The sequence below is a fragment of the Paenibacillus sp. FSL H7-0350 genome (genome assembly GCF_038593195.1).
GTDB lineage: Bacteria > Bacillota > Bacilli > Paenibacillales > Paenibacillaceae > Paenibacillus_AQ.
The window spans coordinates 696,849-722,535 of the sequence record NZ_CP151972.1; the positions used below are offsets into that span (position 1 = coordinate 696,849).

22 protein-coding genes are annotated in these 25,687 nt (G+C 52.5%); 18 read left to right on the plus strand and 4 right to left on the minus strand.

Going from position 1 to position 25,687, the window contains the following annotated elements:
- Positions 1-6: 6 nt before the first annotated feature.
- From NYE24_RS03315 to NYE24_RS03385, 15 genes are all read left to right on the plus strand, one after another.
- Positions 7-897: an alpha/beta hydrolase gene (locus tag NYE24_RS03315; RefSeq protein ID WP_342478029.1), complete on the plus strand. Its 891-nt coding sequence runs from the start codon at positions 7-9 to the stop codon at positions 895-897.
- 89 nt (positions 898-986) lie between these two features.
- Complete coding sequence (locus NYE24_RS03320) at positions 987-1,361, plus strand: BlaI/MecI/CopY family transcriptional regulator (RefSeq protein WP_036693854.1); 375 nt, start codon at positions 987-989, stop codon at positions 1,359-1,361.
- Positions 1,362-1,364: 3 nt separating this feature from the next.
- Positions 1,365-2,786, plus strand: a complete 1,422-nt coding sequence (locus NYE24_RS03325; protein ID WP_342479194.1) for a M56 family metallopeptidase — start codon at positions 1,365-1,367, stop codon at positions 2,784-2,786.
- Positions 2,787-2,995: 209 nt separating this feature from the next.
- On the plus strand, positions 2,996-3,700 hold the full coding sequence (locus tag NYE24_RS03330; RefSeq protein WP_036693852.1) for a class I SAM-dependent methyltransferase: 705 nt from the start codon (positions 2,996-2,998) through the stop codon (positions 3,698-3,700).
- A gap of 231 nt (positions 3,701-3,931) precedes the next feature.
- Entirely contained in the window at positions 3,932-5,170 is a 1,239-nt protein-coding gene (locus NYE24_RS03335; protein ID WP_036693850.1) for an FprA family A-type flavoprotein, read from the plus strand.
- A gap of 16 nt (positions 5,171-5,186) precedes the next feature.
- On the plus strand, positions 5,187-6,398 hold the full coding sequence (locus NYE24_RS03340; protein WP_342478031.1) for an FAD-dependent oxidoreductase: 1,212 nt from the start codon (positions 5,187-5,189) through the stop codon (positions 6,396-6,398).
- A 32-nt stretch (positions 6,399-6,430) separates the two neighbouring features.
- Positions 6,431-6,613, plus strand: a complete 183-nt coding sequence (gene rd, locus NYE24_RS03345; RefSeq protein ID WP_036693846.1) for a rubredoxin — start codon at positions 6,431-6,433, stop codon at positions 6,611-6,613.
- Between the two features lie 47 nt (positions 6,614-6,660).
- Positions 6,661-7,371: a Crp/Fnr family transcriptional regulator gene (locus NYE24_RS03350; protein ID WP_036693844.1), complete on the plus strand. Its 711-nt coding sequence runs from the start codon at positions 6,661-6,663 to the stop codon at positions 7,369-7,371.
- A 185-nt stretch (positions 7,372-7,556) separates the two neighbouring features.
- Positions 7,557-8,246, plus strand: coding sequence for a response regulator transcription factor (locus NYE24_RS03355; RefSeq protein WP_305954358.1), 690 nt, complete (start codon positions 7,557-7,559; stop codon positions 8,244-8,246).
- Positions 8,243-9,361, plus strand: a complete 1,119-nt coding sequence (locus NYE24_RS03360) for a HAMP domain-containing sensor histidine kinase (RefSeq protein WP_036693842.1) — start codon at positions 8,243-8,245, stop codon at positions 9,359-9,361. Before NYE24_RS03355 ends, NYE24_RS03360 begins: the two co-directional genes overlap by 4 nt.
- A gap of 33 nt (positions 9,362-9,394) precedes the next feature.
- Complete coding sequence (locus tag NYE24_RS03365; RefSeq protein WP_342478032.1) at positions 9,395-11,725, plus strand: ABC transporter permease; 2,331 nt, start codon at positions 9,395-9,397, stop codon at positions 11,723-11,725.
- Positions 11,726-11,728: 3 nt separating this feature from the next.
- Positions 11,729-12,487, plus strand: a complete 759-nt coding sequence (locus NYE24_RS03370; protein ID WP_342478033.1) for an ABC transporter ATP-binding protein — start codon at positions 11,729-11,731, stop codon at positions 12,485-12,487.
- Between the two features lie 217 nt (positions 12,488-12,704).
- Positions 12,705-13,796, plus strand: a complete 1,092-nt coding sequence (locus NYE24_RS03375; RefSeq protein ID WP_342478034.1) for a PRK06851 family protein — start codon at positions 12,705-12,707, stop codon at positions 13,794-13,796.
- A 205-nt stretch (positions 13,797-14,001) separates the two neighbouring features.
- Positions 14,002-14,772 carry an endonuclease/exonuclease/phosphatase family protein gene (locus NYE24_RS03380; RefSeq protein ID WP_342478035.1) on the plus strand — a complete coding sequence of 257 codons (771 nt, stop codon included), beginning with the start codon at positions 14,002-14,004 and terminating at the stop codon, positions 14,770-14,772.
- Positions 14,773-14,940: 168 nt separating this feature from the next.
- On the plus strand, positions 14,941-15,843 hold the full coding sequence (locus NYE24_RS03385) for a glycerophosphodiester phosphodiesterase family protein (RefSeq protein ID WP_162174453.1): 903 nt from the start codon (positions 14,941-14,943) through the stop codon (positions 15,841-15,843).
- A 391-nt stretch (positions 15,844-16,234) separates the two neighbouring features.
- Here NYE24_RS03385 and NYE24_RS03390 read toward each other — a convergent pair whose 3' ends face one another.
- Positions 16,235-17,410, minus strand: coding sequence for a serine hydrolase domain-containing protein (locus NYE24_RS03390; RefSeq protein WP_342478036.1), 1,176 nt, complete (start codon positions 17,408-17,410; stop codon positions 16,235-16,237).
- Between the two features lie 209 nt (positions 17,411-17,619).
- Between NYE24_RS03390 and NYE24_RS03395 the strand changes: the two genes are divergently transcribed.
- Complete coding sequence (locus NYE24_RS03395; protein ID WP_342478037.1) at positions 17,620-21,156, plus strand: glycosyl hydrolase 53 family protein; 3,537 nt, start codon at positions 17,620-17,622, stop codon at positions 21,154-21,156.
- A 223-nt stretch (positions 21,157-21,379) separates the two neighbouring features.
- On the opposite strand, the gene NYE24_RS03400 is transcribed toward NYE24_RS03395, so the two are convergent.
- The gene (locus NYE24_RS03400; protein ID WP_342478038.1) at positions 21,380-22,342 is read right to left on the minus strand and encodes an HTH domain-containing protein; all 963 of its coding nucleotides are present in this window, start codon (positions 22,340-22,342) and stop codon (positions 21,380-21,382) included.
- Positions 22,343-22,440: 98 nt separating this feature from the next.
- On the opposite strand from NYE24_RS03400, the gene NYE24_RS03405 reads away from it, so the two are divergent.
- Positions 22,441-22,926 carry a GyrI-like domain-containing protein gene (locus NYE24_RS03405; RefSeq protein ID WP_076153885.1) on the plus strand — a complete coding sequence of 162 codons (486 nt, stop codon included), beginning with the start codon at positions 22,441-22,443 and terminating at the stop codon, positions 22,924-22,926.
- A gap of 26 nt (positions 22,927-22,952) precedes the next feature.
- Complete coding sequence (locus tag NYE24_RS03410) at positions 22,953-23,417, plus strand: phage tail protein (RefSeq protein WP_076153884.1); 465 nt, start codon at positions 22,953-22,955, stop codon at positions 23,415-23,417.
- A 65-nt stretch (positions 23,418-23,482) separates the two neighbouring features.
- On the opposite strand, the gene NYE24_RS03415 is transcribed toward NYE24_RS03410, so the two are convergent.
- Together NYE24_RS03415 and NYE24_RS03420 are read right to left on the minus strand one after the other, a co-directional pair.
- Positions 23,483-24,733, minus strand: coding sequence for an MFS transporter (locus tag NYE24_RS03415; RefSeq protein ID WP_341025241.1), 1,251 nt, complete (start codon positions 24,731-24,733; stop codon positions 23,483-23,485).
- Positions 24,730-25,566 carry a helix-turn-helix domain-containing protein gene (locus tag NYE24_RS03420; protein WP_342478039.1) on the minus strand — a complete coding sequence of 279 codons (837 nt, stop codon included), beginning with the start codon at positions 25,564-25,566 and terminating at the stop codon, positions 24,730-24,732. The genes NYE24_RS03415 and NYE24_RS03420 overlap by 4 nt, the downstream gene beginning before the upstream one ends.
- Positions 25,567-25,687: the final 121 nt, after the last annotated feature.

Genomic DNA, 25,687 nt, shown 5'->3' on the forward strand with positions numbered 1-25,687 from the left:
GACACTATGAACATTATACAGACGAATAGCATTGAGCTGGCTTACGACAGCTTCGGCAATGATAATGACGAGGTGATGATCTTGATTGCCGGACTTGGAACCCAGATGATCCGCTGGACTGTTCCATTTTGTGAACAACTAGCGGCCCGGGGCTTCCGGGTGATCCGTTTTGACAATCGGGACACGGGCTGCTCCACCCATTACAGCCATTACCCGGCTATGGATTTCAATGCCTTGGCGGCTGCGCTCATGTCGGGTCAACGGCCGGACATGCCTTACACGCTTGATGACATGGCCGGTGACGTGATCGGATTGCTTGATGCCCTGGGTATTGACGGGGCACATATCGTTGGCCGGTCCATGGGCGGAATGATCGCCCAGCTTGTTGCCAGTAAGTACCCGGACCGGGTCCTGTCGCTCACGTCCATCATGTCTACGTCCGGGAATCCTTCCCTTCCGCAGGCTTCCCCGGAGGTGATGGGGATGATGACTGCCCCGGGGCCGAACCCGTTTGAGGATGAGGCAGGATTTTTAGCGCACAGCATGGCTTTTGCCAAGCGTATTGCCGGTACCGGCCATCCATTCGATGAAGAAGCTTACCGGGCACTCATTGCGGAGGAATTCCGGCGGGCCTACGACCCGGGCAGTGTGGGACGGCAGATTGCTGCGATTGCGGTCTCCGGTGACCGCCGTCCGCTGCTGGCAGCCATAAAGGTCCCTGCACTTGTCATTCACGGGATGGACGATCCTCTGTTCGTTCCGGCGTGCGGCGAGGACACCGCTTCCTCCATCCCGGGCGCTGAGCTGATGCTGGTTGAAGGCATGGGACATGACCTGCCGCACCAGTTGTATCAGCAGATGATCGATGCTATTGAGCGGACGGCTCAGCGCAGTTGACTAACCACTACGTTGTGTAGTAGATTATAACTACTACGTAGTGTAGTAATAATGTTATGGACGCATAACAGACATATGAGGTGTTCACGGTGAACAAGATTCAGAAGCTATCGGATACAGAATTAGAGTTAATGGAAGCCATTTGGGCGAGTACACCGCCAGTTACTTCAACGGAGCTGCTGAACCAGTTCGCGCATAAGGGAAGGGATTGGAAGGCGCAGACGATATCTACCTTTTTGTCACGATTAGTGGATAAGGGGTTTCTGACGGCTACCCGGCATGGGCGGCTGAACAAGTATGTACCCGGCATTTCACCTGAGGACTATAAGCTGGTGGAGACTCAGCATGTCCTGGACGGGCTGTATCAGGGTTCGGTCAAGAATCTGATCTCTGCTATGTATGACGGCGACAAGCTGTCGGACCAGGATATTGACGAGCTGAAGCAATGGTTCTCGGAAAAGTAGGTGATGACGATGAAGACCTTGCTCGATATTCTAATCCCGCTAACCGTTGCCGGAAGCGTAGTGACACTCAGTATACAGGTACTGGGGAGGTTCTCCACCGGACATTTCCCGGCCCGATGGCGTTACGGACTCATTAAGCTGGCCTTAGTCTTTTATTTGTTCCCTATAGCTCTTATCCTGCCGTGGCTATCCCAACACCTGATTGTGCCGCACGCAGCCACAGGTGTACAGAATCCCCAGAGCGGGAGGATAACAGGGTATATAGCGGAATCTCTGCAGCCTACTCTAGCCCTTACCACAAGTACGGCCTATATCCTGTTAGGGATCTGGGCAGCGGGAGCCATTACTTTTGCCGCCTGGCAAGGGTATGCGTACCGCAGGTTCACCAGAGTGCTTAAGCGTAACCGGACCATGGTACCGGAGAATAGCGAGACAGCCATGATGCTGAGAAGCATCAAGGAGGAGCTTGGACTCACCTGTAGCGTGAAGCTCGCATTCAGTCATGTCGCACGCAGTCCTTTTCTGGCAGGATTATGGAGACCGGCGATCTATCTGCCTGTAGAGAGTCATGTCAATCTGGATATGGAGATGGTCCTGCGCCATGAATTGGTTCATCTGAAGCGGAAGGATCTGTGGATCAAAGCTGCATTGCTATTCGCCCGTACCTTGCACTGGTATAATCCGCTGGTTCATACGGTCCGGCATGAGCTTCATACCTGGAGCGAGCTGACCTGTGACCAGGAGGTTGTGCAGAAGATGTCTCATGCCGACCGCAAACGTTACGGCGGGACGATTCTGAATGTTATGGCAGGACCTGCCAGTCACCCCGGAGCGTTCTACGCCTCATTATCCGGTGACGGCAAACAATTACAAAGGAGATTATCCCATATGCTTAACGTCAAAAAACTAAACAGACAGACCCTCTTCCTATCGGTTGCCGCAGCACTGTTAATCGCCGGAATCGGCACATCTACTGCAGCATTGGCCTCTAAGATGACGCCGAAAGTTGTCGCCGACTCGGAGTATACTTCTTCTGACAATGCGGCTTCCGAAATTGCAGCTTCTAAAGTGCCCAAGGGTAAAATAACCGAGCCTGCCAAAGTATCTGGCACCGAGCCTGCCGAGAGCAGCACCATCCCCGCCCAGGAATATACAGCAGGACAACTCGTTGCCGGGCCCGCTGAATCTGCTGATTCTGTAACGGTTCCCGCTGAAGTGGCTCCTGGAGCTGCTCAAGCAGACATCACTGCGCAGCCGCTGCCTGAGCTTGTAGCATCCCCTGCTGAAAGTGCTCCCGTAACCGTGCCAAAAGCAAGTGCTGCCCAATCGGATTCCGGGCTTGCCCCTGCACCAGTACCTGAGCGGGAAGAGGCCATGGTAGAGGCTCTTCCCGAGCTGGTGCCGGCTCCTGCACCTTCTAAGTAACATAAGATATCTTGTGTAATTATATTGTGAACAATATTATCAATGACAGGAGCGGCTTCCATGTGGGGCTGCTCTTGTTCTTTGCGTTTTGATTTGATACTGACTATATTAATAGAGATAAGTTACACTTCTCTCGGCCGCGCCCCTCTGAATTTATTGGGGTAGAGTATATCAGTATGAGGATAATTTGAAGTATTGGGGGCGAAGGAATGGACAGGCTATCGAGGATCAGATCCGAAGAGAAAATATATCATGATCAATGTTATGAGAGCAGCAAGTTATTTCAACCAGGCTCCTGGCTGCACAAACCCGTTACTACAGTCATTAATCTTATCAATCAGTATAAGGATCAAGAATACATAAGCATACTGGATCTGGGAGCTGGAGTTGGCCGGAATAGCATTCCGATCGCCGAATCGGTTAAGCCTAGGAATGGAAAAGTTGTATGTGTAGACTTGCTGGAGTCAGCCATAGCGAAGCTGAAGAGTTACAGTCAGCAGTTCGGTGTCGAGCCTTACATTGTACCTGTTCTATCTGATATTGAACACTTCTTCATTGAACCCAATGAATATGATATTATCATAGCCGTATCCTCATTGGAGCATGTTAGTTCGGCACAGGCACTGGAGCAGAAACTGAGTGAAATGAATGCCGGGACAAGGGCAGGCGGGGCGAATTGTATTATTATCGCGTCCAATATCCGGGAAATGCTTCTAGAGAATAAGCAAGAGCTGGACCCCATGTTTGAAGTGAATCTGTCTACTGAAAGAATGATTGAACTATTGAAACAGCAGTTTGCCGGATGGGAGATAGAGCAGCTGATCGTAAAACCCTTAGCATTTGAGATCAACAGAAACGGGCTGCCCGTCAAGTTGACCTCTGATTGCATAACCTTTGTTGCCCAAAAAAGCTGATCTTATAGAGATCGGCCTTTTTTGATAGTGATGGAGGTAATTAGAGTTTTTCTCCCCGCCTGTGACCACACGCACCACATCTTCCGTGAACTAGGCTACATTAAGAGTATGCCAAATGAAAGGTTTCACAAACTTCCGAAATTTGATTTGAATCCTCCTTTTTAAGCGGCTGGCGTAATAGAATGAGGTTGCTGATAAGGATTATCAATCAAATATTGGAGGCTAACACATATGAGTACACAAACCAGACAAATCGCAGGCGACATCCACTGGGTAGGCAAAATAGACAATCGCGAAGTTCCGTTCCACCGCCTGATTCTCGCCAAGGGCACCACCTATAACTCCTATCTCCTCAAAACCGGCAAGCCGACCGTAATCGATACCGTGGATATGGAATTCGGCCGCGAATATGCCGAGTGTCTCGCCGGAATGATTGACCTTATGGATATTCATTACATTGTCATTAACCATACCGAGCCTGACCACTCCGGCGGACTTGCGGCACTGGCAGCACAGGCCCTGAATGCTACGATTGTCTGCACCGAGATCGCTGTGCCTGAGCTGCAGGAGATGTATAAGCTGCACAGCCGCAACTTCCTGGTGGTGAAGGACGGAGACACGCTGGATATCGGCGGCAAAACCCTGCTGTTCAAAGAAACGCCGTACCTCCACACCGCAGAGACGATGATTACGTACTGTGTGGAAGACAAGATCCTGTTCCCTTGCGATATTTTCAGTACGCATGTGGCTGCCGAGCATCTGTTCAGTGATGAAGCAGGTTTCGATATCACGGAAGATTACAAAGGCTATTATGCAGCGATTATCCACCCGCACAGAAGATATGTAAGAACGCTGCTGGAAGCAGTGAAGGATCTGGAGATCTGCATGATTGCGCCATCCCACGGGTTCCTGATCCGCGAGGACATTCCTAAGTTCATCGGGCTGTACGCCACCATGAGCCGGGAGACCACCCAGGGCAAGAAGGCTGTCATTGTCTATACCACCATCAAGAACAGCACGAAGAAGATGGCCGCAATCATTGAGAATTGCCTGAAGGAGAACAATATTGAGACAGAAGTCTGGAACGCAGATAAAAGCAGCACCGCAGACATCCTGCGCAGCATAGAATCGGCAGACGCCGTCTTCATCGGCAGCTCCACGAAGTATGCGGATATGATCGGGAACCTGGAGGAAGTGCTGAAGGGTATGCAGGAGATGAATCTGGAAGGCAAGCTTGCTACTGCGTTTGGCTCCTACGGCTGGAGCGGAGAAGCGATCGAGGTCATTCAGGATTATCTGAACGGAACGAATATGACTGTACAGAGTACCTCTGAGGTTATCAAAACCACCGGCATGACCCATGTAGAGTTCCCCGTTCGGGTAAGATTCTCCCCAAGAGAGCCTGAGAAGGTCCAGAAGATTAAGCATGCAACCGAATTTGTCTCGGATCTGCTGCTCAGTTCAATCTAGGGAGGAGGAAGCGAACATGACGAAGCATTACGTAATTGTTGGCGGCGGTGTAACTGCCGTCCATGCCGCCAAAGCGATCCGCGATCAGGACGCGGACTCGGAAATCTCGATCATCGGGGAAGAGAGCGGCCTGCCGTATAACCGGATCAAGCTGACCAAGGGCCTGTTCACCGACCTGCACAGCGAGAAGGTTCTGATCAAGAAGGAGAAATGGTACCGCGATAACCGCATCACCGTACAGTCGTCCACCCGCATCGTGTCTATCCACCCGGAGCGCCAGACGATAGAGACAGAGAGCGGCCAGTGTGTGGAATACCATAAGCTGCTGCTCTGCATGGGGGCGAAGAACCGCGCATTAACCATTCAGGGTGCCGGACTTGCTAACGTACACACCATCCGGGAGCTGGCTGATGCAGACCGGCTGAAGGACGGTCTTAAGGAAGGCAGCCGCGTAACGGTCATCGGCGGAGGGGTGCAGGGGATTGAGACCGCCTGGGCGCTTCACGAAGCAGGATATAACGTGACTGTGGTTGAATACGCACCCGCCCTGATGGGCAGACAACTGGACAGCTACTCTTCCAAGCTTTTGCAAGAAACCCTTGAACAATCCGGGGTGAAGGTGATTCTTCATGCGGGCGTGGCTTCCATCGAGGGTACAGAGTACGTCACCGGGGTTACGCTGAATGACGGCACGAGCTTCCCGTGTGACCATGTGGTCTACTCTATTGGGATTGTTCCGAATACTGCTCTGGTTGACGACTCGAATATTGAGGTCCGCAGCGGCATTGTTGTGGATGAACATCTGCAGACGAGTGCACCGAACATCTATGCAGCCGGGGACGTTGCCGAGTTCGACGGGCTGGTGGAAGGCCTGTGGGGCGGAGCGATGGAACAGGGCAAGATCGCAGGAAGCAATATGGCTGAAGCCCGGAGTGTATACCGCAGAGCGGTTCCGGTGACCTTGTTCAATGCGTTCGGGGTGTCCTTATTCTCCATCGGCAACACCGATGAGCGGAATTGCGATGAGTCGGTATGCGGTGAAGAGAATGGAGAGTATACACGGATTTTTGTGAAGGATCATGTCATTGTCGGGGCGTTGTCCTGGCAGGGTGCTGCAGCTTCGCTGGCTTACAAGGCGGCTGTTGAGCAAGGCGTCCGGCTGAGCGGAAGTGCTGACGGCATGAGCATTGACGAGATTATAGCAGAAACGCAGGCTGTATTGAATTAATTCACTAACCATAATAACAGGAGCTGATTACGATGAAAAAATATATCTGTACCCCTTGCGGTTACATCTACAACCCGGCGGTAGGTGATCCTGATGAGGATGTAGCGGCTGGAACAGCGTTCGAGGATCTGCCGGAAGATTGGGTCTGCCCGGTCTGTGGTGAGGACACCAGCCACTTTGTACCCGTAGAAGAAAAGAACACAATTACCCAATAGAGGATTAAAGCTAAGGCTTCACATTTCACATTACAGGGGGAATCGGTATGAAAGAGCATTCCTGCCAGCACGCCGCAGAACCTTGTACACGCAAGGTACCGATTTTTGCCGCGCTGACCGATGAGGATCTTACCCGGATCAGCGCCATGATTAAGCACCGCAAATTCACCAAGGGCCAGCCGCTAATTCTCGAAGGCGCACCGTCCGATACTCTGTACATTATTCAGCAGGGACATGTGAAATTATCCAAGCTCACGCCCGAAGGGAAGGAACAGATTTTACATATCCTGACGAACGGGGATTTCTTCGGGGAACTCAGTATTTTCAACAGCGACGAGCTTAGCAACTTCAGTGCGTATGCGCTGAAAGACACCAATATCTGCCTGCTGACCCGCAGCGATATGGAGCAGATCATGACCGAGAATCCAGACATCTCCCTGCGCCTGCTCTCCAGCGTAACCAAACGCCTCGCCCACACCGAGAATCTGGCACAGAGCCTGGCGACCAAGGACCCGGAAATCCGGATCGCTTATATGATTATGGAGCTGAGTGAGAAATACGGCAAGCCACGCGGCGGACGCGTACATATCGACCTGCCGCTGTCCCGCGAAGAGCTGGCCAGTTATGTCGGAGTGACCCGGGAGACGATCAGCAGGAAGTTCTCCCGATTCGAGGACTCCGGCCTGATCAAGCTGATCGGCAACAAGCAGATGGTCGTCATGGACCCGGCAGGTGTGGAGCGGTTCATGGGAATATAAGAAGAGCTAAATATAGATTATGCGGCATTTCTATCATTCGTTGATGGGGAATGCCGCTTTTTGGTATGGACAGCCCGTTCGTATGACAAATCTTAAGGCAATGTTAAGGTTACCCGTGTTTAACTGAAAGGTAGGGTCAACATAATGGACTTACAGCCCTGCGGGATGGGCGGGAGGAGAGGTGAATGATGAATCAAACGATTCTGATTGTGGATGATGAGAAGGAGATCCGGGAGCTGTTGCGCCTGTATGTTGAAAAGGAGGGCTATACCGTGATCCAGGCCGGTAACGGCCGGGAAGCACTGAAGCAGGCTGCAGCTGCACGGGTTGATCTGGCTGTCATCGACATTATGATGCCTGAGCTTGATGGCTATCAGCTGATTAAGGGCTTGAGAGAGCACAGCAATCTGCCTATTATCATCGTTAGTGCCAAGACAGAGAATCACGAGAAAATTCTGGGGCTTGACCTTGGCGCGGATGATTATGTGACTAAGCCGTTTGACCCATTGGAGGTACTGGCACGAATTAAAGCCCAATTACGCCGCTATAGCGGCGGTGCAGCGGACTCCGCAGCGGATATGCTGATGGCAGGGGAGCTGTGTCTGGACATTTCTGCTTGCGGTCTATACTGGGGCAGCGTGACAATTCACCTTACCGCAACAGAATTTAACATCATTAAGCTGTTTATGCAAAGCCCGGGTCGCGTATACACCAAACAGCAGCTGTATGAAGCGGCCTGGCAGGAGACGGCTATCGTAGATGATAATACGGTGATGGTGGCCATCAGCAAGCTGCGCGCCAAGCTTCCCGGCGGCAGTAGAGTGTCCATTGGAACCGTGCGGGGATTAGGCTATCGGCTGGAGGTGCATCCATGAAGAATAAGCGCAGCTTCAGAAGAGTCATCATGCGCAGATTCATAGGCTATACCTTCGGCATTGCGCTGACGCTGCTGGTCCTGGAGCTATTGTTCGGTCTGCTTACATGGAAGAATGGGATGAACTTCGCGGAGCTGGCCTCTTCCCCGCTGGCTAAGGGAACGGAATCACTTCAGGTCACGTTGTCCGTGATCTGGATTCTTATTACAGCTGCCGTGTATTTTATCGGGATTACCTTGTTCGGGCGCGGGATCAACAGGAAGCTTATGGAGCCTGTAAGGAAGATGGAAGAAGGATTCAAGGCGGTGACCTCGGGCCATTTGAATACCAGACTGGATTTTGAGACGGAAACGGAATTTGGAGACATGCGGGATGCGTTCAACTATATGGCGCAGAGGCTGAAGGATGCCGAAGAACAGCGGATGAACATGGAGAGTGAGCGGATGCAGCTGTTCTCGCATATCGCCCATGATCTGAGAACTCCCATGACAACAATCTCCGGCTATGCCGGGGCCTTGGCAGGCGGGTTGGTTGAGGAGCCTGACAAACAGCGGGAATACCATCTGGCGATCCAAGCGAAATCGGGGCAGATGAACCAATTGATTGACCAGCTGCTGGCCTACTCCAAACTGGGTGCGCCCGGTTACCAGTTGAACTTAGTGAAGGTTGACCTTGTGGAGTTGCTTCGGATATCTTGCGCTACTCTATTTGGTGAAATCGAAGGTAAGCAAATGAACTTAGAGCTGCAATTACCGGACCATCCCGTGTTTTACATGTCAGACCCGCTGGAAATAAGCCGGGCTATCGGCAATCTGCTAACCAATGCAATCCGCCATAACCCGTCAGGCAGCCTGTTATATGTGGGATTAACGGATGAACCTGGCCGGATTGCAATCCATATTGCCGATAATGGAGCAGCGATCCCGGAGCCTATCGCCGGCAATCTGTTCGAGCCGTTTGTCTCAGGCAACGCTTCAAGAAGCACCAGCAGCGGAACAGGGCTAGGACTGGCAATTGTGCACAAGGTGATGGAACGGCATTCCGGCGGGGTTAGCGTATTGGACGCAGCCCCGCCCTATACCAAGGAGTTCGTCCTCAGTTTTCCTATAGGCTAAATCTGTAAGGACACAAATAGACGGAGGAGTGACATGTATCTACAAATTATTAAAAACGATCTGCGCAAAAGCAAGCTGATCACCGGCACGATTATGGCATTCATCCTCGTTGCTGCCATGCTGACCTCGCTCGCCGCATCGCTTACAGTGAATCTGTCCGGCGCAATTGATAACATGCTTCGATCGGCGAAGGCGCTCCATTTCATGCAGATGCATACAGGCAATGTTGATATGGACCAGTTGCGGCACTTCGCGGACACGAACGGAAGTGTTGAGGAATATCAGGTGCAGGAGTTCCTCAATATCGAGGGTGCAGAGATTGTGATCGGGAACGATACGCTTGCTGGAAGCATTCAAGACAACGGTCTTTCCGTACAGGGCAACAAGTTCGACTACCTGCTGGACTTAAACGGTAAGGTGATTCATCCTGCTGACGGTGAAATCTATGTCCCTGTCTATTACAGGCAGGAAGGGAACGCAGTACTTGGAGATACAGTGACGATCCACGGTATTTCCTTCCGCGTTGCCGGTTTTTTGCGGGATTCGACCATGAACGCGGCGCTGGTAAGCTCCAAACGGTTCCTTGTGAGCCAGACGGATTTCGAGAGGGTTCGTGAGTTCGGACAATTGGAGCACTTGATTGAATTCCGGCTGTACGAGGGGGTTAACTATCCGGCATTTGAGGCAGCGTATTTGGATGCGGGACTCCCGGCCAATGGTCCGCCTGCGATCACGTACAATCAAGTGAAGATGATTAACGGCATTACGGACGGCATTATGATTGCTGTGCTGGTGTTGATCGGCATTCTGGTCATCATCGTGGCGTTCTTGTGCATCCGCTTTACGCTACTGGCAACGATTGAAGAGGATTATAAGGAAATAGGCGTAATGAAGGCCATCGGGATACGGGTATCACAGATTAAGAAGCTGTACCTTGCGAAATACGGCGCGATCACGGGTGTAGCTTGTATGCTGGGCTTCCTGGCTTCTCTGCCGCTCCAAATCCCTTTTATGCAAAATATACGTCTGTACATGGGCGATAGCGGGAGCTGGTTCCCCGAGTTGCTCTGCGGGCTTACGGGGGCAGTGCTCATCTTCGTGGTGGTCATGATATATGTGAATGGTGTGCTGCGGCGCTTCCGTAACATCTCCCCGGCGCAGGCGGTGAGGTTCGGCGCATCCCGTGAATCCTCGAAACCGGGCAGAAGCTTCCGGCTGAGTCACAACAGGCTGTTCACCCGAAATATCTTTCTTGGCGTCAAGGATGTGCTATCCCGTAAGAAGATGTATGTCACCATGACGATGGTGCTGGTCATCTCTTCATTCATTATGATTGTGCCGTACAATATCAGCCGTACGATCTCTGCCCCCAGCTTCATCACCAATATGGGTATGGGCATCAGCGACGTGAATATTGGAGTACTGCGGACACAGGTGGAGGATGTTCAGGGGAAGGCTGAGGAGGTTGCAGCTCGGCTGAATGAAGATAAGAACGTTGAGAAATATGCATTATTCACCAGCCGGATGCTAGAGAGAAGAACGGATGATGGAATGCTAGAGAAGCTGCGGGTGACCTTTGGGGACTATTCCGCTTTTCCGATTACGTACTCCAAAGGCCGTGCGCCGCAAGAGGAAGCGGAGATCGCGCTCTCGGTACTGAATGCGGAAGACCTTGAACAGAATGTTGGGGATGAACTCGTTGTTATCGTTGACGGCACGGAGAAGCACCTGAAGGTGTGCGGAATTTACTCCGATGTTACGAACGGCGGGCGTACAGCACAGGTGAATTTTGATATGAATCACGGGGAGATTCTTAGCATCGGGATTGCGGTTACGTTCCGTGACCGTCAGAGTGTTCAGGCAGCAATATCACAGTACCGGGAACAATTCCCCTCCGCCAAAATTACCGGGATCGACGAGACCATCGGGCAGATGCTCGGTCCTATGCGCAAGGCCATACAAAAGGCATCCATTGTCGCTACTGTGGCAACTGCTCTGCTCACACTGCTGGTAACAACGCTATTTATGATGATGTTAGTGTCAAAGGATCGTTATCCTATAGCAATATTGAAATCTATTGGCTTCACTAGCAGGGATATTCGCAGGCAGTATCTTTCGCGTTCCATCACTGTGCTGGTGCCGGGTGTCATCACTGGTACGCTTTTGGCAAATACGCTGGGGGAGCTTGCCGGGGTGGCAATCGTGTCTTCCTTCGGCGCAGCAGCCTTCCATTTCGCGGTAAATCCGTGGTTTGTCTATTTCATTTCGCCCCTGCTGATTGCAGGCTGTGTTGTTGCCGCTACCAGGTTAGGCATTTCCGGCATCCAGACCTTACCCATTGCCGGGCATATCAAGGAGGCTTAGCAGATGAGAAGCATCATTACAGGTACCCATATTGTGAAAACTTACCGTAAGGGTATAGAACAGGCCACAGTGTTGAATGGAGTAGACGTAGATATAACAGAAGGTGAATTTGTTGCTGTGATGGGACCGTCAGGCTCAGGCAAAACCACATTGCTGTTCGCGCTCAGCGGCATGGATGATATTACTGAGGGATCGGTCAAATTTGGCGATACAGAATTATCCGGTCTCCGTGAAAATATACTTGCGGATCTTCGCCGGACCCGGATGGGGTTTATTTTTCAGTCGCCTACGATGCTGAGGAACCTGAACTTGCTGGATAATATCTTGCTTCCCGCTGTGCAGGATGGCATGAGAAACACAGCGGAGCTCGCGCAAAAAGCGAGACACCTGATGATCCAGACAGGCATTGCCGGGCTGGAAAACAGGGATACCACGGAGGTATCAGGCGGCCAGCTCCAGCGGGCCGGAATCTGCCGTGCGCTGATCAATACGCCGGAGATTCTGTTTGCCGATGAGCCAACCGGTGCGCTGAACTCGAAGGCCGCAGAGGAAATCATGGAGCTGCTGGTAGCTATCAATCAAGCGGGAACCGCCATTATGCTTGTAACCCATGACGCGAAAGTCGCCGCCAGAGCAGACAGGGTATTGTTCACGAGGGACGGGCATATCGTTTCCAGTCTGACACTGGCAAAGTTCAGCGGCGGGGATCTGCAAGCTAGAGGGGATAAGGTGCTTGCCCGGATGGCGCATGTGGCCGTCTAGTTTAGCATCTTCACGTGGAATCAAGTGGAAACGGCATTGCCGTCCTATTAAAGGACGGTACCGTTTCAGCGAGAAATAGAAGGATGATTTATCGTGTTCAACATATAAAATCTTATATTTGGACGGAATTCCCGCCGCTGCTGGAACCTTACAAATACCTGACGCATATTGTATGGTTATAAGCCTACCAGGCGGCAACGGGAAAGGAAGTGGGTGTATGGCTGCGGGGATTTTAAGATATTTTGCAGACGGCAATACGGCTCTTGGCTTCTATAGTTTATTCGAATCGAATCTTCAAGGACTCCGGCGGATATTCATTTTGAAAGGCGGTCCCGGTACCGGAAAATCCTCGCTGATGAGAGCAATCGGCACGGAATGGGCAGAGCGGGGATACGATATTGAACTGATCCATTGTTCATCTGATAAGGATTCCATTGACGGGGTCATTATTCCGGCGCTTGGCGTGGGCATTGTTGACGGGACGGCGCCCCATGTGATTGAGCCCAAGGCTCCCGGAGCGGCTCGGGAATACGTGAACCTGGGAGAAGCATGGGATTCGGCGGCACTTACCGGCCAAAGGGAGATCATGGAGGAGCTGAACCGGAAGGCTGCGGCTGCCTATGCGGCAGCGTACAGCAGATTTGCGGAGGCCCTGAACATTCATGACGAATGGGAAAAGATTTACTTCGAGCATATGGACTTCGGCCAGGCGGATCTATTAACGGCCTTAATGCTGGAACAGTTGTTTGGCGAAGCAAATCTTCAGAAAAGTGCTGAAGTGAAGCACCGGTTTCTGGGCGCAGCAACGCCGGCGGGATCGGTTGACTTTGTACCTAATTTGACCGAAGGGCTGGCCAGACGCTTCTTCCTCAAAGGCCGGGCCGGAACAGGTAAATCTACCATACTCCGCAAAATCGCCGCTGAGGCGGAAAAGAGGGGTTTTGATACGGAAATCTATCATTGCGGATTTGATCCCCACAGTCTGGATATGGTTATTGTGCGTGAGCTTGATTTTGCGGTCTTTGACAGCACCAGCCCGCATGAATATTACCCGGAGCGGGATGGAGACGTAATCATCGATACGTATGAAGCTGTTGTTGCACCGGGAACGGATGAGCGCCTCGCCGGTCCGCTGGAGGAAATAAGCGCACAATATAAGGCCACAATGAAAACGGCAATTGCCGCTCTGGCCGAGGCCAAGGTGCACCGGGATGAATTAAAGGAAATATATATCGCAGCAATGGATTTTAGCGTGGTGGATGCAGCCAGGAAGCGGATTTCTGCTGTACTGGCAAGTATTCAGGCTTAGCAGTTACTATGATCTGAACCAGCCTTGTGGGGCTTACTCAGCGGAGGTATTCGCCAACCGTAGAGTAAGCCTTGTTCGGCTTATAAAGGGTGCGGTGCCTCCTGCCCGGAATACCGGTTGCGCAGCGTCCAGAAGAATTATAGACTTCAATATGTAACAGTGTGAGAAATTATAACGACTACAATTTATGGAAGAGAGAACAGCAATGAGTACTTACGAAATGGCTTCCTTTAATATCCGCCTGGATATTCCGTCAGACGGAGAGAACGGCTGGGCGTTCCGCAAGGAGCATATGCTGCGCCTGATCAGGCATTACCGCTGGGACGTTTTCGGACTGCAGGAGGCGCGGGGCAATCAGCTCAGGGATTTGGCGGCACTTGAGGATTATGAGGTGGAAGGCATCGGCCGTGATCATGATCCTGAAAGTGAACACTGTCCGGTCTTTTATAACAAATCAGTATTCACCAAGGAAGACGGAGGCACCTTCTGGCTGTCGGAGACGCCGGAGGTTCCGTCCAAGTCCTGGGGCGCTGATTACAACCGGATCTGCACCTGGGTGAGGCTGCAGGACACAAGAAATGGTAACCGGATACACTTTGTAAATACCCATCTGGACCATATCAGTGAGGAAGCCAGATACCGCGGTGCGCTGATGATTCTGGACTGGATTCGTAATCAGGGCGGGAATCTCCCGGTTGTTCTGACAGGGGATTTCAATGCCATACCGGACGAACGGTGCTACCGGGAGATTACAGCGCAGCTGACCGATACGCGCAGAGCAGTTGATGCACATTATGGCCCCTGGGGTACATTCACCGGTTTCCGCTACGATATTCCGTGGGATGAGCTTGAGGAGATCGATTATATTTTTACGGACAAGCAGGTAAAGGTACTGAAGAGCCGGACGGTAACGGACAGCTTCGACCGGAAATACCCTTCGGATCATTATCCTGTTACAGCAACTCTGGAAATCTAACGGGGCGACAGGGAGATATGGGCACAATGGATTGTTTAGGCGATAAATGTCTGATACGATAGATAAGCTTCAAGATGGAAGCCCAAGCACTTTGAGGAGTCACGGCTATCCCATTCTGAATAGAGTATCTTATTATCACACATAAATGGGGCCAGCAGCATGATGCGGATGTTCAGACATAAGGGTTATTTTATCGGAGTGCATATTGTATTATGTATTTCCTTGTTCTCCACGCTATATGCGTATTCTCCGGTCATACGAGTGAAGGTGAAGGAGATTATCGAGCCGGCAGACAAAGTCTATACGATTGCCCATCGCGGCGCGTCCGGGTATGCTCCTGAGAACACGCTTGCCGCCTTCGAGCTGGCGCGTGAGATGGATGCGGACTCGATTGAGCTCGATATCCATTTGACCAAGGACCTGATTCCTGTCGTGATTCATGATGAGACGGTTAACCGTACCACCAGCGGTAAGGGCTTTGTGAAGAATATGACTCTGGAGCAGATCAAACAGCTCGATGCAGGCTCATGGTTCAATCAGGCCTACCCGATGTTCGCCAGAGATCTCTATATTGGGCTTACCATCCCCACGCTTGCAGAAGTATTCGAGATGTTCGGCAAGGACATAAGCTATGTGATCGAAATCAAGGAGCCTGCCCCGAAGTTCGGGATCGAAGCGATCCTGAATGAAACGGTTGTGAAATATGATCTTGCCAAAAGGGTATCCGTTCACTCCTTCAGCGCAGCCAGTCTGCGGAAGCTTCATGCGATCAACCCGGATATTCCGCTATATCAGCTGGTATGGAATGATTATGCGGCTACGAGGGTGACCCAGTCCTATCTGGATACCGTGAAGACCTATGCCGTAGGCATCAGCCCCAATTTCCAGGGAATCAGCGCAGCTTATGTAGCCCAGGTGAAAAGGGCCGGACTGAAGATTATCCCGTATACGGTGAACTACCAGCTCAATATGGATAAAGCCTACTCCTGGGGAGTAGACGGAGTGCACACGAACTATCCCGACCGCTTCCTTGAAGTGATTGCCACCAATAGGGCAAATGCCAAATGGTAGGCGGGGAGGATGAAGAGACGGAGTCGCTCATTTACTATAAAAGGGTCCAGAAAAAGAGTTCAGAAAAAGGGTCCAGTTCTTGTCCGATAGCCGGATATGAACTGGACCCTTAACGTTGTGCCCTAGAACATCATACACTGTCACATTTAGTTGGAAAAACGCAGCTTAATTTGGACGTTTTAGAGCATCCGAGGTCATTAGGTGGAAAAAAGCCATCTAATTTGGTGCATACCCTTTATTCTGAACTCCCCGTAGTATATTAAGTGCCCTTTTTCCAACTGTTCCCTGGAGAGGATAGTTCTGTTCATGAGCAAGTGGAGAAAATCCACCTGTTTCTGGCGGCTCCTAATGGCAGCTCCTCAAATTCAGTAAATCCATACAGCCTCGTCGCTTAAAGTGCGCTTAATACGATATTCCGCAGCTTGCGTGTAATCGGCATCGTGCCGGAATCCTTCTTCTGGATCATGAACAGGATGGTCAGACGTTCCAGCGGACAATTGGCAAAATAAGCTCCCAGCCAGCCGTCCCAGCCGTATTCTCCCAGGCCGCCGAGTCCTCCGGCTTGACCCGGATTGGTCAGGATGCGCATCTGATTGCCGTAGCTGTAGCCTTGCAGCGAATGCCAGGGGTTGAAGCCTTGCTGCTGCGGGCTGGTCAAGCTGGCCGAAGTCATAAACTGAACGGTGCGGGGTTTCAGCAGCTGCACCCCGTTCAAGCTGCCCTGATTCATCAGCATGGTGGTGAATTTGGCAGCATCCTCAATGGTCGAGACCAGCCCGGCTCCGCCTGCCTCATAAGCTGCCTCCCGGTCCATATGATGGTTAACGCCCAGAGGACTCTCCGAGAACGGTGTCAATCCGCCTGCACCATCATCCTGGTAGACAGAGGCTAGCCGGTTTCTCTTATCTTCTGGCAGCCAAAAGCCGGTGTCGTTCATTTGCAGCGGACCGAAGATCTCCTGCTGCAGGAATTCGCCGTAACGCTTGCCGCTGACGACTTCAACTAATGCACCGAGGACATCCGCAGAGGTTCCATACTGCCAGGATGATCCCGGTTCGAAGGCCAACGGACCCTCACCCAGCCGGTTAGCGAATTCCAGGGTACTCATCGGGTTCGTGCCAAGCAGGCGGCTGTTCAGTTCCTGGTACAACGACTCCGTATACTGACCCGCCAAGTCTTCTCCGCCGTAGACCAGACCGGAGGTCATGTTCAGCAGATCGTTAATATCAACCTCACGAGTTACGGGCATAAGCTCGCCGTTCTTTCCCACCTTCTGATTCTTGAATCCAGGTATGTACTGGCTGACCGGATCGAACAGGTCGATCTCCCCGCGCTCCAGGAGCAGCATAACGGCTGCGGCCGTAACCGGCTTCGTCATCGAGTATAGGCGGAAGATCGAATCTCTGGACATCTTGCGTCCAGCTTCAATATCGGCAAAGCCGTCTTCGTGATACCAGCTTTCTTGTCCGTCCTGAATCACCATGAAGTTCGCACCGGCAATTTCCTTATTGGCAATACTTGCGCTTATCGCTTTGGTGATTAGACGGGTAGTGTTTGAATCCAGCATCTCTAGGTCTCCTTTGGTATAATCCGTTATCTATATTCCAGGGTGAATAGCATTTCACATAGACAATATTATACGTCTTTCAGAGTGAAATGTAAGCGCATTTCAGCGAAAAAATTGAATAAGTATAGGTTTTCGTTGCTTCGCTTAATTCAATGTTACCTTCTTGGTCATCTATACTAACAGAGAGACTATCACAGGGAGGTAATATATTGAAACAGAGAACAAGATGGCTTGCGGCGGTTCTTACTTTTACAATGTTAATCATGTCGCTGACTGGACTTGGATTACCGGCACAAGCTGGAGCGGTTCCTATTCCGCAATCCTTCGCCAAGGGCGCAGATGTCAGCTGGCTGCCGCAAATGGAAGCTGAGGGCCACAAATTCTATAACGATCAGGGAGACGAAGCGGACCTGCTTCAGACTCTGAAGGATCACGGCATTGATTCCATACGCCTCCGGGCCTTCGTCGATCCATCCGATGATCCGATTAACGGGCATAACAGCACCGAAGAGATGGTTCAGCTGGCCTCGCGTGTAAGCGCTCTCGGCTTCCGGGTGATGGTTGATCTGCACTACAGTGATTCCTGGGCCGATCCCGGGAAGCAGGTTACTCCGGCTGCCTGGGCCAGTGATAACCTGGAGCAGCTTAAAGCACATGTCTCAGAGTACACCACAGAGGTGATGCAAGCGCTGAAGACTGCGGGGGTAACCCCCGAGTGGGTGCAGATTGGGAATGAGATTAATAACGGGATGATGCATCCGCTGGGCAGCTATAGTAATACAGCGAATCTGGTAGAATTGATCCAGGCAGGATCACATGCGGCCAAGGCTGTTTTTCCTGAGACCAAAATCATTATCCACAGAGCCAACGGAGCAGATAGCGGTGTAGATCCTTTCTATGCTGGTCTGGTCGAGGCGGGGCTTAAGGACAGTGATTATGACATCATCGGGTTATCCTATTACCCGGATTCGATCTATACTTCTTCCATTAATGAACTATCCTCCAACATGAATCTTCTGGCTGCAAAATATGGCAAGGAGGTTATGGTCGTCGAGGTCGGCGGCGATGTCAGCAAGAATGTAGATAATGTGTATAACATGCTGGTTGCTGTGCAGAATGGCGTGAAGGCTGTACCTGGCGGCCAGGGAACAGGCGTGTTCTATTGGGCACCCGAGGGAGTCTATTTCGGATACGGACTGTCTGCCTGGAACCCGGACGGAAAGCCTTCCTTCGCGATGGATGCTTTTATTGAAGGTGCTTCTGCAATCAACCGGGTGCCGGTTCAGTCGGTGCAAGTGGAGAAGCAGGCCGCTATCCTTGAAGTAGGCGGAACCGGCAGCGTCAAGGCAACGATCAGCCCGGGGAATGCAACCTATAAGGGGCTGACCTTCACCAGCTCTGATGAAACCATCGTCAAGGTAGACAAGTATAAAGGGACGATCTCCGGGCTTGCTGCCGGGACCTCTACCGTAACTGCGGTTACGTATGACGGCGGATTTACAGATTCAACTGAGATCACAGTCTCGCCAAGCACAAGCTTCATTCAGAATCCAGGCTTCGAGGACGGGCTGAATGGCTGGAGCGTAAGCGGCGACAGCACGGCGGTCAATGTGGAGTCGGATGCCCATTCCGGTTCGGCTGCACTGCACTACTGGAGCTCAGGGGCTGCGGAATTCCAAGTCTCCCAGACGGTCACCGGACTTGAGAATGGTACCTATCAGTTATCCGCTTGGGTCTCGGGCGGGGGCGGGGAAGATACGGCCGAGATTTTTGCGGGTAATCAGAAGCAGGCGTTCGTCAACACAGGCTGGCAGCAATGGAGTAATCCAACCATCGATACCGTTGAGGTTACAGATGGAACACTGACACTAGGCGCTAATCTGAAATACGCGGGAGACAAGTGGGGGAATATTGATGACTTCAAGCTGGTCAAAAAAGCCGGAGCCGTCAGCACCAATAATCTCACGGTGAACGGCGCTAAGTCCGATTGGTATCTGAGCGGTTCCAAGCCCGCTACCTTCGGTGACAGCAATGCTTCAGGCGGCTTCGATTACGGGGATGACAAGCCGGTTAACTTCAACCTTACTCATGAAATTAACGGACTGGAGCCGGGAACCTATACCCTCCAGGCCAAAATCTTCGGGGACAAGGGCGAGCCTTCTCCAGGCTCGGTGATGTATGTGATCTCTGAGGGACAGACGTATTCGGTGCCGGTTACCTATTCAGGCAGCGCCTGGCTGAAGCCCCGGACTCTGACGCTAAAGCATGTGCATATAGGGGAAGACGGCAGCGCATCGCTTGGCTTCAAGGTCATCACGGACTCAGACAATCATTACGGCTATCTGCAAGAGGTGACCTTCGTGCGTAATAGCACAACTGCACCTGAGGTTCCAAGTGAACCGGGAACACCTCCAACAACAGAGCCGGAAACGCCTCCAACAACAGAGCCGGGAACACCCCCGGTCACAGAGCCGGTGACACCTCCGGCAACGGAGCCGGTGACAAGTCCGGAAGAGAATCCTGCGCCAAGTGCGGAAGCCAGCCCGGCACCAAGTCCGACTACAGCACCAGGAACGGGCTCCGGTTCAGGCTGGACAGCTCCGCTGGCAACAGCACAAGCGTCAGCTATACCGCCAGCCACACCGCAGCCGGAGATTCTGACTGTAACGGAGCCGAAGGTGAATGCACAGAACCAGATTGTGATTCCAATGGCTGAAGGGCAGAGCGAAGTAAGAATTCCAGCTGACGCTGCGACACTTAAGGGAATTGCTGCGCTGAAGGTGGAAGGCAAGACGGTGACAGCTGAGATTCCAGGTAAGGTTGTTCAGCAGCTTCAAGCGTTGGCAGGACAGCAGCAGAAGGGCTCGATGATGTCTATCGTCCTTGAACCATGGTCCCCAGAGCAGAAGACGGCCTGGATACTTCAGGCGAATAAGAAGAATGAGGCTGAACTGAGAACAGCCGGAGAAATGTTCAATCTGATTCTGTCCGTGCTGAATCAGCAGGGAGTTATGACTCCGCTGGCCTCCTTCACCGAGCCTGTCAAGCTTCGCCTGAAGCTTCAGGCGAACGGCAATCCGAAGCTGGCTGGTGTGTATGCAGTAGCAGACGATGGGACGCTAGAATATGTAGGCGGAACCACGGAACAGTCCGTATTGACTTCACAGGTACGGCAATCCGGCAATTATGCTTTGCTGGAGTATGACAAGAGCTTTGCAGATGTGAGTCCGGCAGACTGGGCCTACTCCGTCATTAAAGAAATGGCAGCCAAGCATATTATCGAGGGCGACCGGGAAGGCCGCTTCGCGCCGAAGAGAGAAGTGACCCGGGCCGAATTCGTTACAATGCTTGTCCGTGCCCTTGGGCTAAAAGCAGAAGGCATGAGTTCGTTCGCTGACGTAGACAGCAGCAAGTGGTATTCAGGCGATGTGGCCGCCGCTTTTGCAGCCGGAATCGTCAAAGGGGACTCTACCGGCAAGTTCGCACCGGAGTCGCGTATTACGCGGCAAGAGATGGCCGCACTGCTTGTGAGAGCCTACGAATTACGTTCGGGAAGTCCGGCTCCGGCGGATTCTTTGCCAGCTTTTGCCGATGCCGAACAGATTGACCGCTGGGCTAAGGAGGCCGTGAGTGCCGCCGGTTCACTGGGCATCATTACAGGTACTCCAGACGGATTCCTTAAGCCCCAGGCCAATGCGACGCGTGCAGAGTGTGCGAAGGTATTGAGCTTGCTGCTTAATCTGTAAGCAAGAGAATAAGTAGAAGTAGAGCAGCGATTTTCCTGTTAAGGGGGCGCTGCTCTTTTTTACGGTATAGGAAAATGCGGTTGCGAAAGGGGGAGTGGAATGTATGTGAAAAACCGACCACATTGGACAGCAGGAAGGCGAACGGACGAAATGTAGTCGGAAAACCGATCACATTGGGCAGCGGCGAAGGCACAAGGAGCGAGAGGAGATTGCAGCATGCCCCCTAGGTGTGAAACAGGCCGCATCTCGCTTGCAGTTCTGTTAACAATTCATCCGGAACTTCCTTCATCGTAAGGTCATCGCCCAGGAACAACAGCCAATTCGTGACTTCCTTCAGCTCCTCCGTGCGGTTGACCTCGACCTCCATTTTCAGGATAGCGGTAGTTTGATAGGGGTTAGTATAGGACAGTGCCACCCTGAACGGGTGATATTTCCGGTATTGGGCAATGGCACGGGGACCTAGCTCCAGGACAAGGTTGTTTTTCACCTGCTGCTTGCTCAGCTTCTCCTGAATTTTTTTGGTGCTCAGTCTCTTGGGTTCCGGTGAGGGGATGACATCCGTAAGCTGATCAACCGGGATGATCCGTTTCCTGGAGGCGTCCAGGTCGAAGCACTCGATGAGCCACAGGCTTTTCTCCTGGTAGAGACGTAAAAGATACACAACATAAGAGATATCCTTCTGGTCTTCCCGGCAGGTGATTAACAGATAGCGGTCCGCCAGCAGGAGCCGGATCAGCTTGTCCAGCATAGGGTGGGGGAGATCGGACAGGTCCAGCAGATCAGGATTGCCCGGGTGGGTGCCCTCGAACAGCAGGATCTGATTGAGAAGAACAAGCTCCTCCTGCTGATTCTCCGAGATGAGCCCCAGTAATTTCTCCGTCAGCGACTGGCGGCTCTTTAGATAAGGAAGTTGGCCGTTTCTTGTCGCCATGAAGGCAATGAACAGCGCCTTGACCTCGTTATCCGTGAACCGGACCACCGGAAGGATAGAGTTACGCATAACGGAATACCCGCCATCCCGGCCCACCTCAGCAACCAGCGGCATTCCAAGCGCCTCAATCTCCCGGATATCCCGCTGGGCGGTCGAACGCGAAATATTGAATTCCCGCATGATTTCCGTCAGCGTAAAATGGGCACGATTGTTAATGTACCGCATGATGATGTTGATGCGTTCTATTTTTTTCATCGCGGCTCCTAAACAGGTTCATTTTTTGACATGATTTAAGGTTATCATATACATAGCAGGTGAGGAACACAAATCATGAACAAAGGCGGGATATGACAATGGCAGGGTATACTATCGAAGAGAAAGACAGCTTTACCGTGATTGGTCTGGGCGTTGATCTTAAGAGTGACTACACGGACTATGCCGGGATTTATAAGGAGAAGATGGATTTTTGGCAGGCGGTCAGTGAAGATGGCAGGCTCGACTTGTTAAAAGGGATTGCGGCGAATGATTATGTGTTTGTGGTGAACGAAGCGGTGAACGGCAAAATGATGCATTATGCCGGGGTAATGGCAGGTGCAGAAGCACAGATTCCGCAGGAAGCACGGGTGATTCAATTCCCGAAGGGGGAATATCTCGTAGTGGCAGGCGAAGGAGCGACAACGGAGGAATTAAGCAATACCGTGACGGGCCTGGCCTTCGGACAAGCTTTGCCGCAAGCTGAAGGATACGCCTACGTGGGCGGGCCGAATACGGCTGTGGAGATGGGCAGCCGGGACGGCTCTCTGTATGGTGAAATGTGGATTCCTGTCGTCAGAAACTAAAGTAATGTAATGGAGGATAACTAACTATGGCATATACCGTTGATTTCAAAGAGGTGTCTGTACAAGGTCTGGAGTCGTCGCCCGTTGCTGAGGCGTTGGCGGGACTACGTGCGAATGAAGCGCGTTATTTCATGAACAAGTATAAACATGAATTCACAGTCGTTCCGGCCAGTGAGAGCCAGGAGACGCTGGATTACGTGAACGGGATTCTGAGCAAGGAGCGGGGCCTTGAGTTTGCTGCCAAGCCACTCCAAACCTCACAGTTCCAGGTGGAGAACATACGGTTCGCCTACGTTTTCTATGAGGATGGTCTTGCGCTTAACGTCATGTACACAGTGGATGACTCCAAGAAGCGGGCGGTCGGCTTCAAGCTCTCAGAGGGGATGGAGATTCCGAAGGAGCTGGAGGACAAGTTCAAGTTCGCACGGCAGAAGTCGAAGCTGGCCGGAACAATCCGGGGATCGTTTTTTGTGATTAAGGGAGAGTATTAATAAAAATCCGCAAACCATATAAGTTCAAAAAGAGGGGCTGCCGACTGGCAGCCCCTTATGGCCGTTCAAATCTCCTCCGCTGTATACGTCTTCTGGGTACGGAGGACCGGGAAGAACCGGTACATCCAGAGCACGGTAATAATCAAGGTGCCAACTCCGCCGATCACGGTTGCAGGTACGGCCCCTACCAGACCGGCCATAGTCCCGGACTCGAATTCGCCAAGCTGGTTCGAGGTACCGATGAATAACGAATTCACTGCATTCACCCGGCCCTGCATCTCCTGCGGCGTGTTGACCTGCACCAGTGTCGAGCGGATAACGACACTCACGACATCCGAGCCGCCGATCAGAACCAGCGCGAACAGGGACAGCCAGAAGCTGTGGGAGATGCCGAACAGCATCGTTGCCAGGGCGAAGACGACCAGCGAGGCGAACAGCATCCGGCCGATGGCCCGTTCCACCGAATAGCGGGTCAGGATAAGCGAGACGATGATCGCACCCACCGCCGGGGCGGAACGCAGCAAGCCAAGACCGAGTGAGCCGGTCTTCAGAATATCTTCGGCGAAGATTGGCAACAGTGCCGTGGCCCCGCCAAGCAGTACAGCGAACAAGTCCAGCGAGATCGTACCCAGGATAATCTTGCGGGCGAAGACAAACCGCAGGCCGCTGAGGAAGGTGTCCATGCTGACCGCGTCCAGCTTTTTGACGAAGTGAACAGTCTTGACGAAGAAAATCAGCACCGTAGATACCAGCAGCGCGGCAAGCGAGGCGATGTAGGCGGCAGCCGTACCCCAGACCACGAGGACACCCCCGAGGGACGGGCCGACGATCATCGCCGTCTGCATAGCAGATGCGGACCAGGCTGCTGCCTTCGGAAGCTGATCCCGATCCACAATGTCCGGCACCAGCGCTGCCGAGGCCGGACTCTCGAAGGTGCGGCACGCACCAAGCACTGCTGCGGCTACAAGCAGGTGGACCGCGCTGAGCCAGCCTTCGATACTGCCGAGGACGAGCAGCAGCACGATGAGGCACTCCGTAAGCTGGCATAGGAACACAATGGTGCGGCGGTCATAGCGGTCTGCCGTCTGTCCGGCAGGCAATGTCAGCAGCAGCATGGGCAGGAATTGGGCCAGCCCGACCAGTCCAAGCTGGTAGGCGCTGCCGGTCAGCGCATACATCTGCCAGCCAATCGCCACCGACAGCATCTGGAAGGCGCTGGTGGAGAAGATCCGCGCAATCCATAGACGCAGGAACGAGCGGTTATGCAGTACAGACGAGCGTGGAGTATTCGCATTCGATGTATTTAGTGTGTTCAATGGGTGTCATCCTCCAAGCGATCGGGATTGGGTTCAGATGCGGGTTCCGGCTTCCGCCCGCGCATCTCAGGGTGTTCCTGGAATATTAAGGAGTAATTCTTGCCGTAACGTGCCTCCAGCTCCGGTGCGAAATCTTGCTCTATGCGCATCATCACGACATCGTGATAATAAGACGTCTGCAGCACATCCAGCACAGCGGGATGGTTGCTCTCCAGCGCCGAAGCCTGCGAATGGCGGGTGAAGCTGCCCAGAAGTGAGGTCTCCTTATCCAGCAGGAGCGAGAAATTCCGGGCGGTCTTCGGCCCGCCTGCCGGTACGCTATGCACAATGACACGCGACAGCGCTGTAGTTATGTCACCTATCACCATCAGGTGGACGGCAATGCCCCGTTCTTCGGCTGCATGCAGTGTGTCTTCTATCCGGTGCAGATCCTCCGCCCAGATATCTGCCAGAATCTCTGCGCTGGCATTGGCAGCAAGGCGCTTTACCGCCAGATCGACCTGCGCGTCTCCTTTCCAGTTGCTGAAGAAGGGCGGTACAGCAGGCAGGTGGGTCAGCTCGTTCTCCAGCAGGCGGGCTGTGCGCTCAAATTCCGCCTGAAGCAGCTTAACGACCTGCCGGACCGGAATTGCAGCGAAGGTAACCGGCTCACCTTCGACTGTCCGGCAGACTCCTTTATCGACTAGACTGCGCAGCGCGGCGTATACATTGGACCGGGACACGGACACCTGCTTGGCGACCTCATAGCCCGAGGAGGGCGGCTGGCCGTGCAGCGCGAGATAGCAGCGGGCTTCCAGATCGGATAAGCCAAGCTTGCGTAATGCTTCAATCATGAGTGAACCGCCTTTCTGTGAGTGTGTAATGCTTCGTTGTTTTTTGTTGTATGTAGAGGTATTTCAAAATACTACTCCGATCCTAAAATGCTGTCAAGCAGCAATATCCGGCTGTCCGCGT

Bases quoted from the DNA above. Each gene is read 5' to 3' on its own strand.
- NYE24_RS03355 (WP_305954358.1), top strand. From the start codon at position 7,557: ATGATGAATCAAACGATTCTGATTGTGGATGATGAGAAGGAGATCCGG.
- NYE24_RS03360 (WP_036693842.1), top strand. From the start codon at position 8,243: ATGAAGAATAAGCGCAGCTTCAGAAGAGTCATCATGCGCAGATTCATA.
- NYE24_RS03370 (WP_342478033.1), top strand. From the start codon at position 11,729: ATGAGAAGCATCATTACAGGTACCCATATTGTGAAAACTTACCGTAAG.
- NYE24_RS03390 (WP_342478036.1), bottom strand. From the start codon at position 17,410: ATGCTGGATTCAAACACTACCCGTCTAATCACCAAAGCGATAAGCGCA.
- NYE24_RS03325 (WP_342479194.1), top strand. From the start codon at position 1,365: ATGACGATGAAGACCTTGCTCGATATTCTAATCCCGCTAACCGTTGCC.
- NYE24_RS03330 (WP_036693852.1), top strand. From the start codon at position 2,996: ATGGACAGGCTATCGAGGATCAGATCCGAAGAGAAAATATATCATGAT.
- NYE24_RS03400 (WP_342478038.1), bottom strand. From the start codon at position 22,342: ATGAAAAAAATAGAACGCATCAACATCATCATGCGGTACATTAACAAT.
- NYE24_RS03375 (WP_342478034.1), top strand. From the start codon at position 12,705: ATGGCTGCGGGGATTTTAAGATATTTTGCAGACGGCAATACGGCTCTT.
- NYE24_RS03380 (WP_342478035.1), top strand. From the start codon at position 14,002: ATGAGTACTTACGAAATGGCTTCCTTTAATATCCGCCTGGATATTCCG.
- NYE24_RS03350 (WP_036693844.1), top strand. From the start codon at position 6,661: ATGAAAGAGCATTCCTGCCAGCACGCCGCAGAACCTTGTACACGCAAG.
- NYE24_RS03335 (WP_036693850.1), top strand. From the start codon at position 3,932: ATGAGTACACAAACCAGACAAATCGCAGGCGACATCCACTGGGTAGGC.
- NYE24_RS03410 (WP_076153884.1), top strand. From the start codon at position 22,953: ATGGCATATACCGTTGATTTCAAAGAGGTGTCTGTACAAGGTCTGGAG.
- rd (WP_036693846.1), top strand. From the start codon at position 6,431: ATGAAAAAATATATCTGTACCCCTTGCGGTTACATCTACAACCCGGCG.
- NYE24_RS03385 (WP_162174453.1), top strand. From the start codon at position 14,941: ATGTTCAGACATAAGGGTTATTTTATCGGAGTGCATATTGTATTATGT.
- NYE24_RS03420 (WP_342478039.1), bottom strand. From the start codon at position 25,566: ATGATTGAAGCATTACGCAAGCTTGGCTTATCCGATCTGGAAGCCCGC.
- NYE24_RS03340 (WP_342478031.1), top strand. From the start codon at position 5,187: ATGACGAAGCATTACGTAATTGTTGGCGGCGGTGTAACTGCCGTCCAT.
- NYE24_RS03405 (WP_076153885.1), top strand. From the start codon at position 22,441: ATGGCAGGGTATACTATCGAAGAGAAAGACAGCTTTACCGTGATTGGT.
- NYE24_RS03365 (WP_342478032.1), top strand. From the start codon at position 9,395: ATGTATCTACAAATTATTAAAAACGATCTGCGCAAAAGCAAGCTGATC.
- NYE24_RS03315 (WP_342478029.1), top strand. From the start codon at position 7: ATGAACATTATACAGACGAATAGCATTGAGCTGGCTTACGACAGCTTC.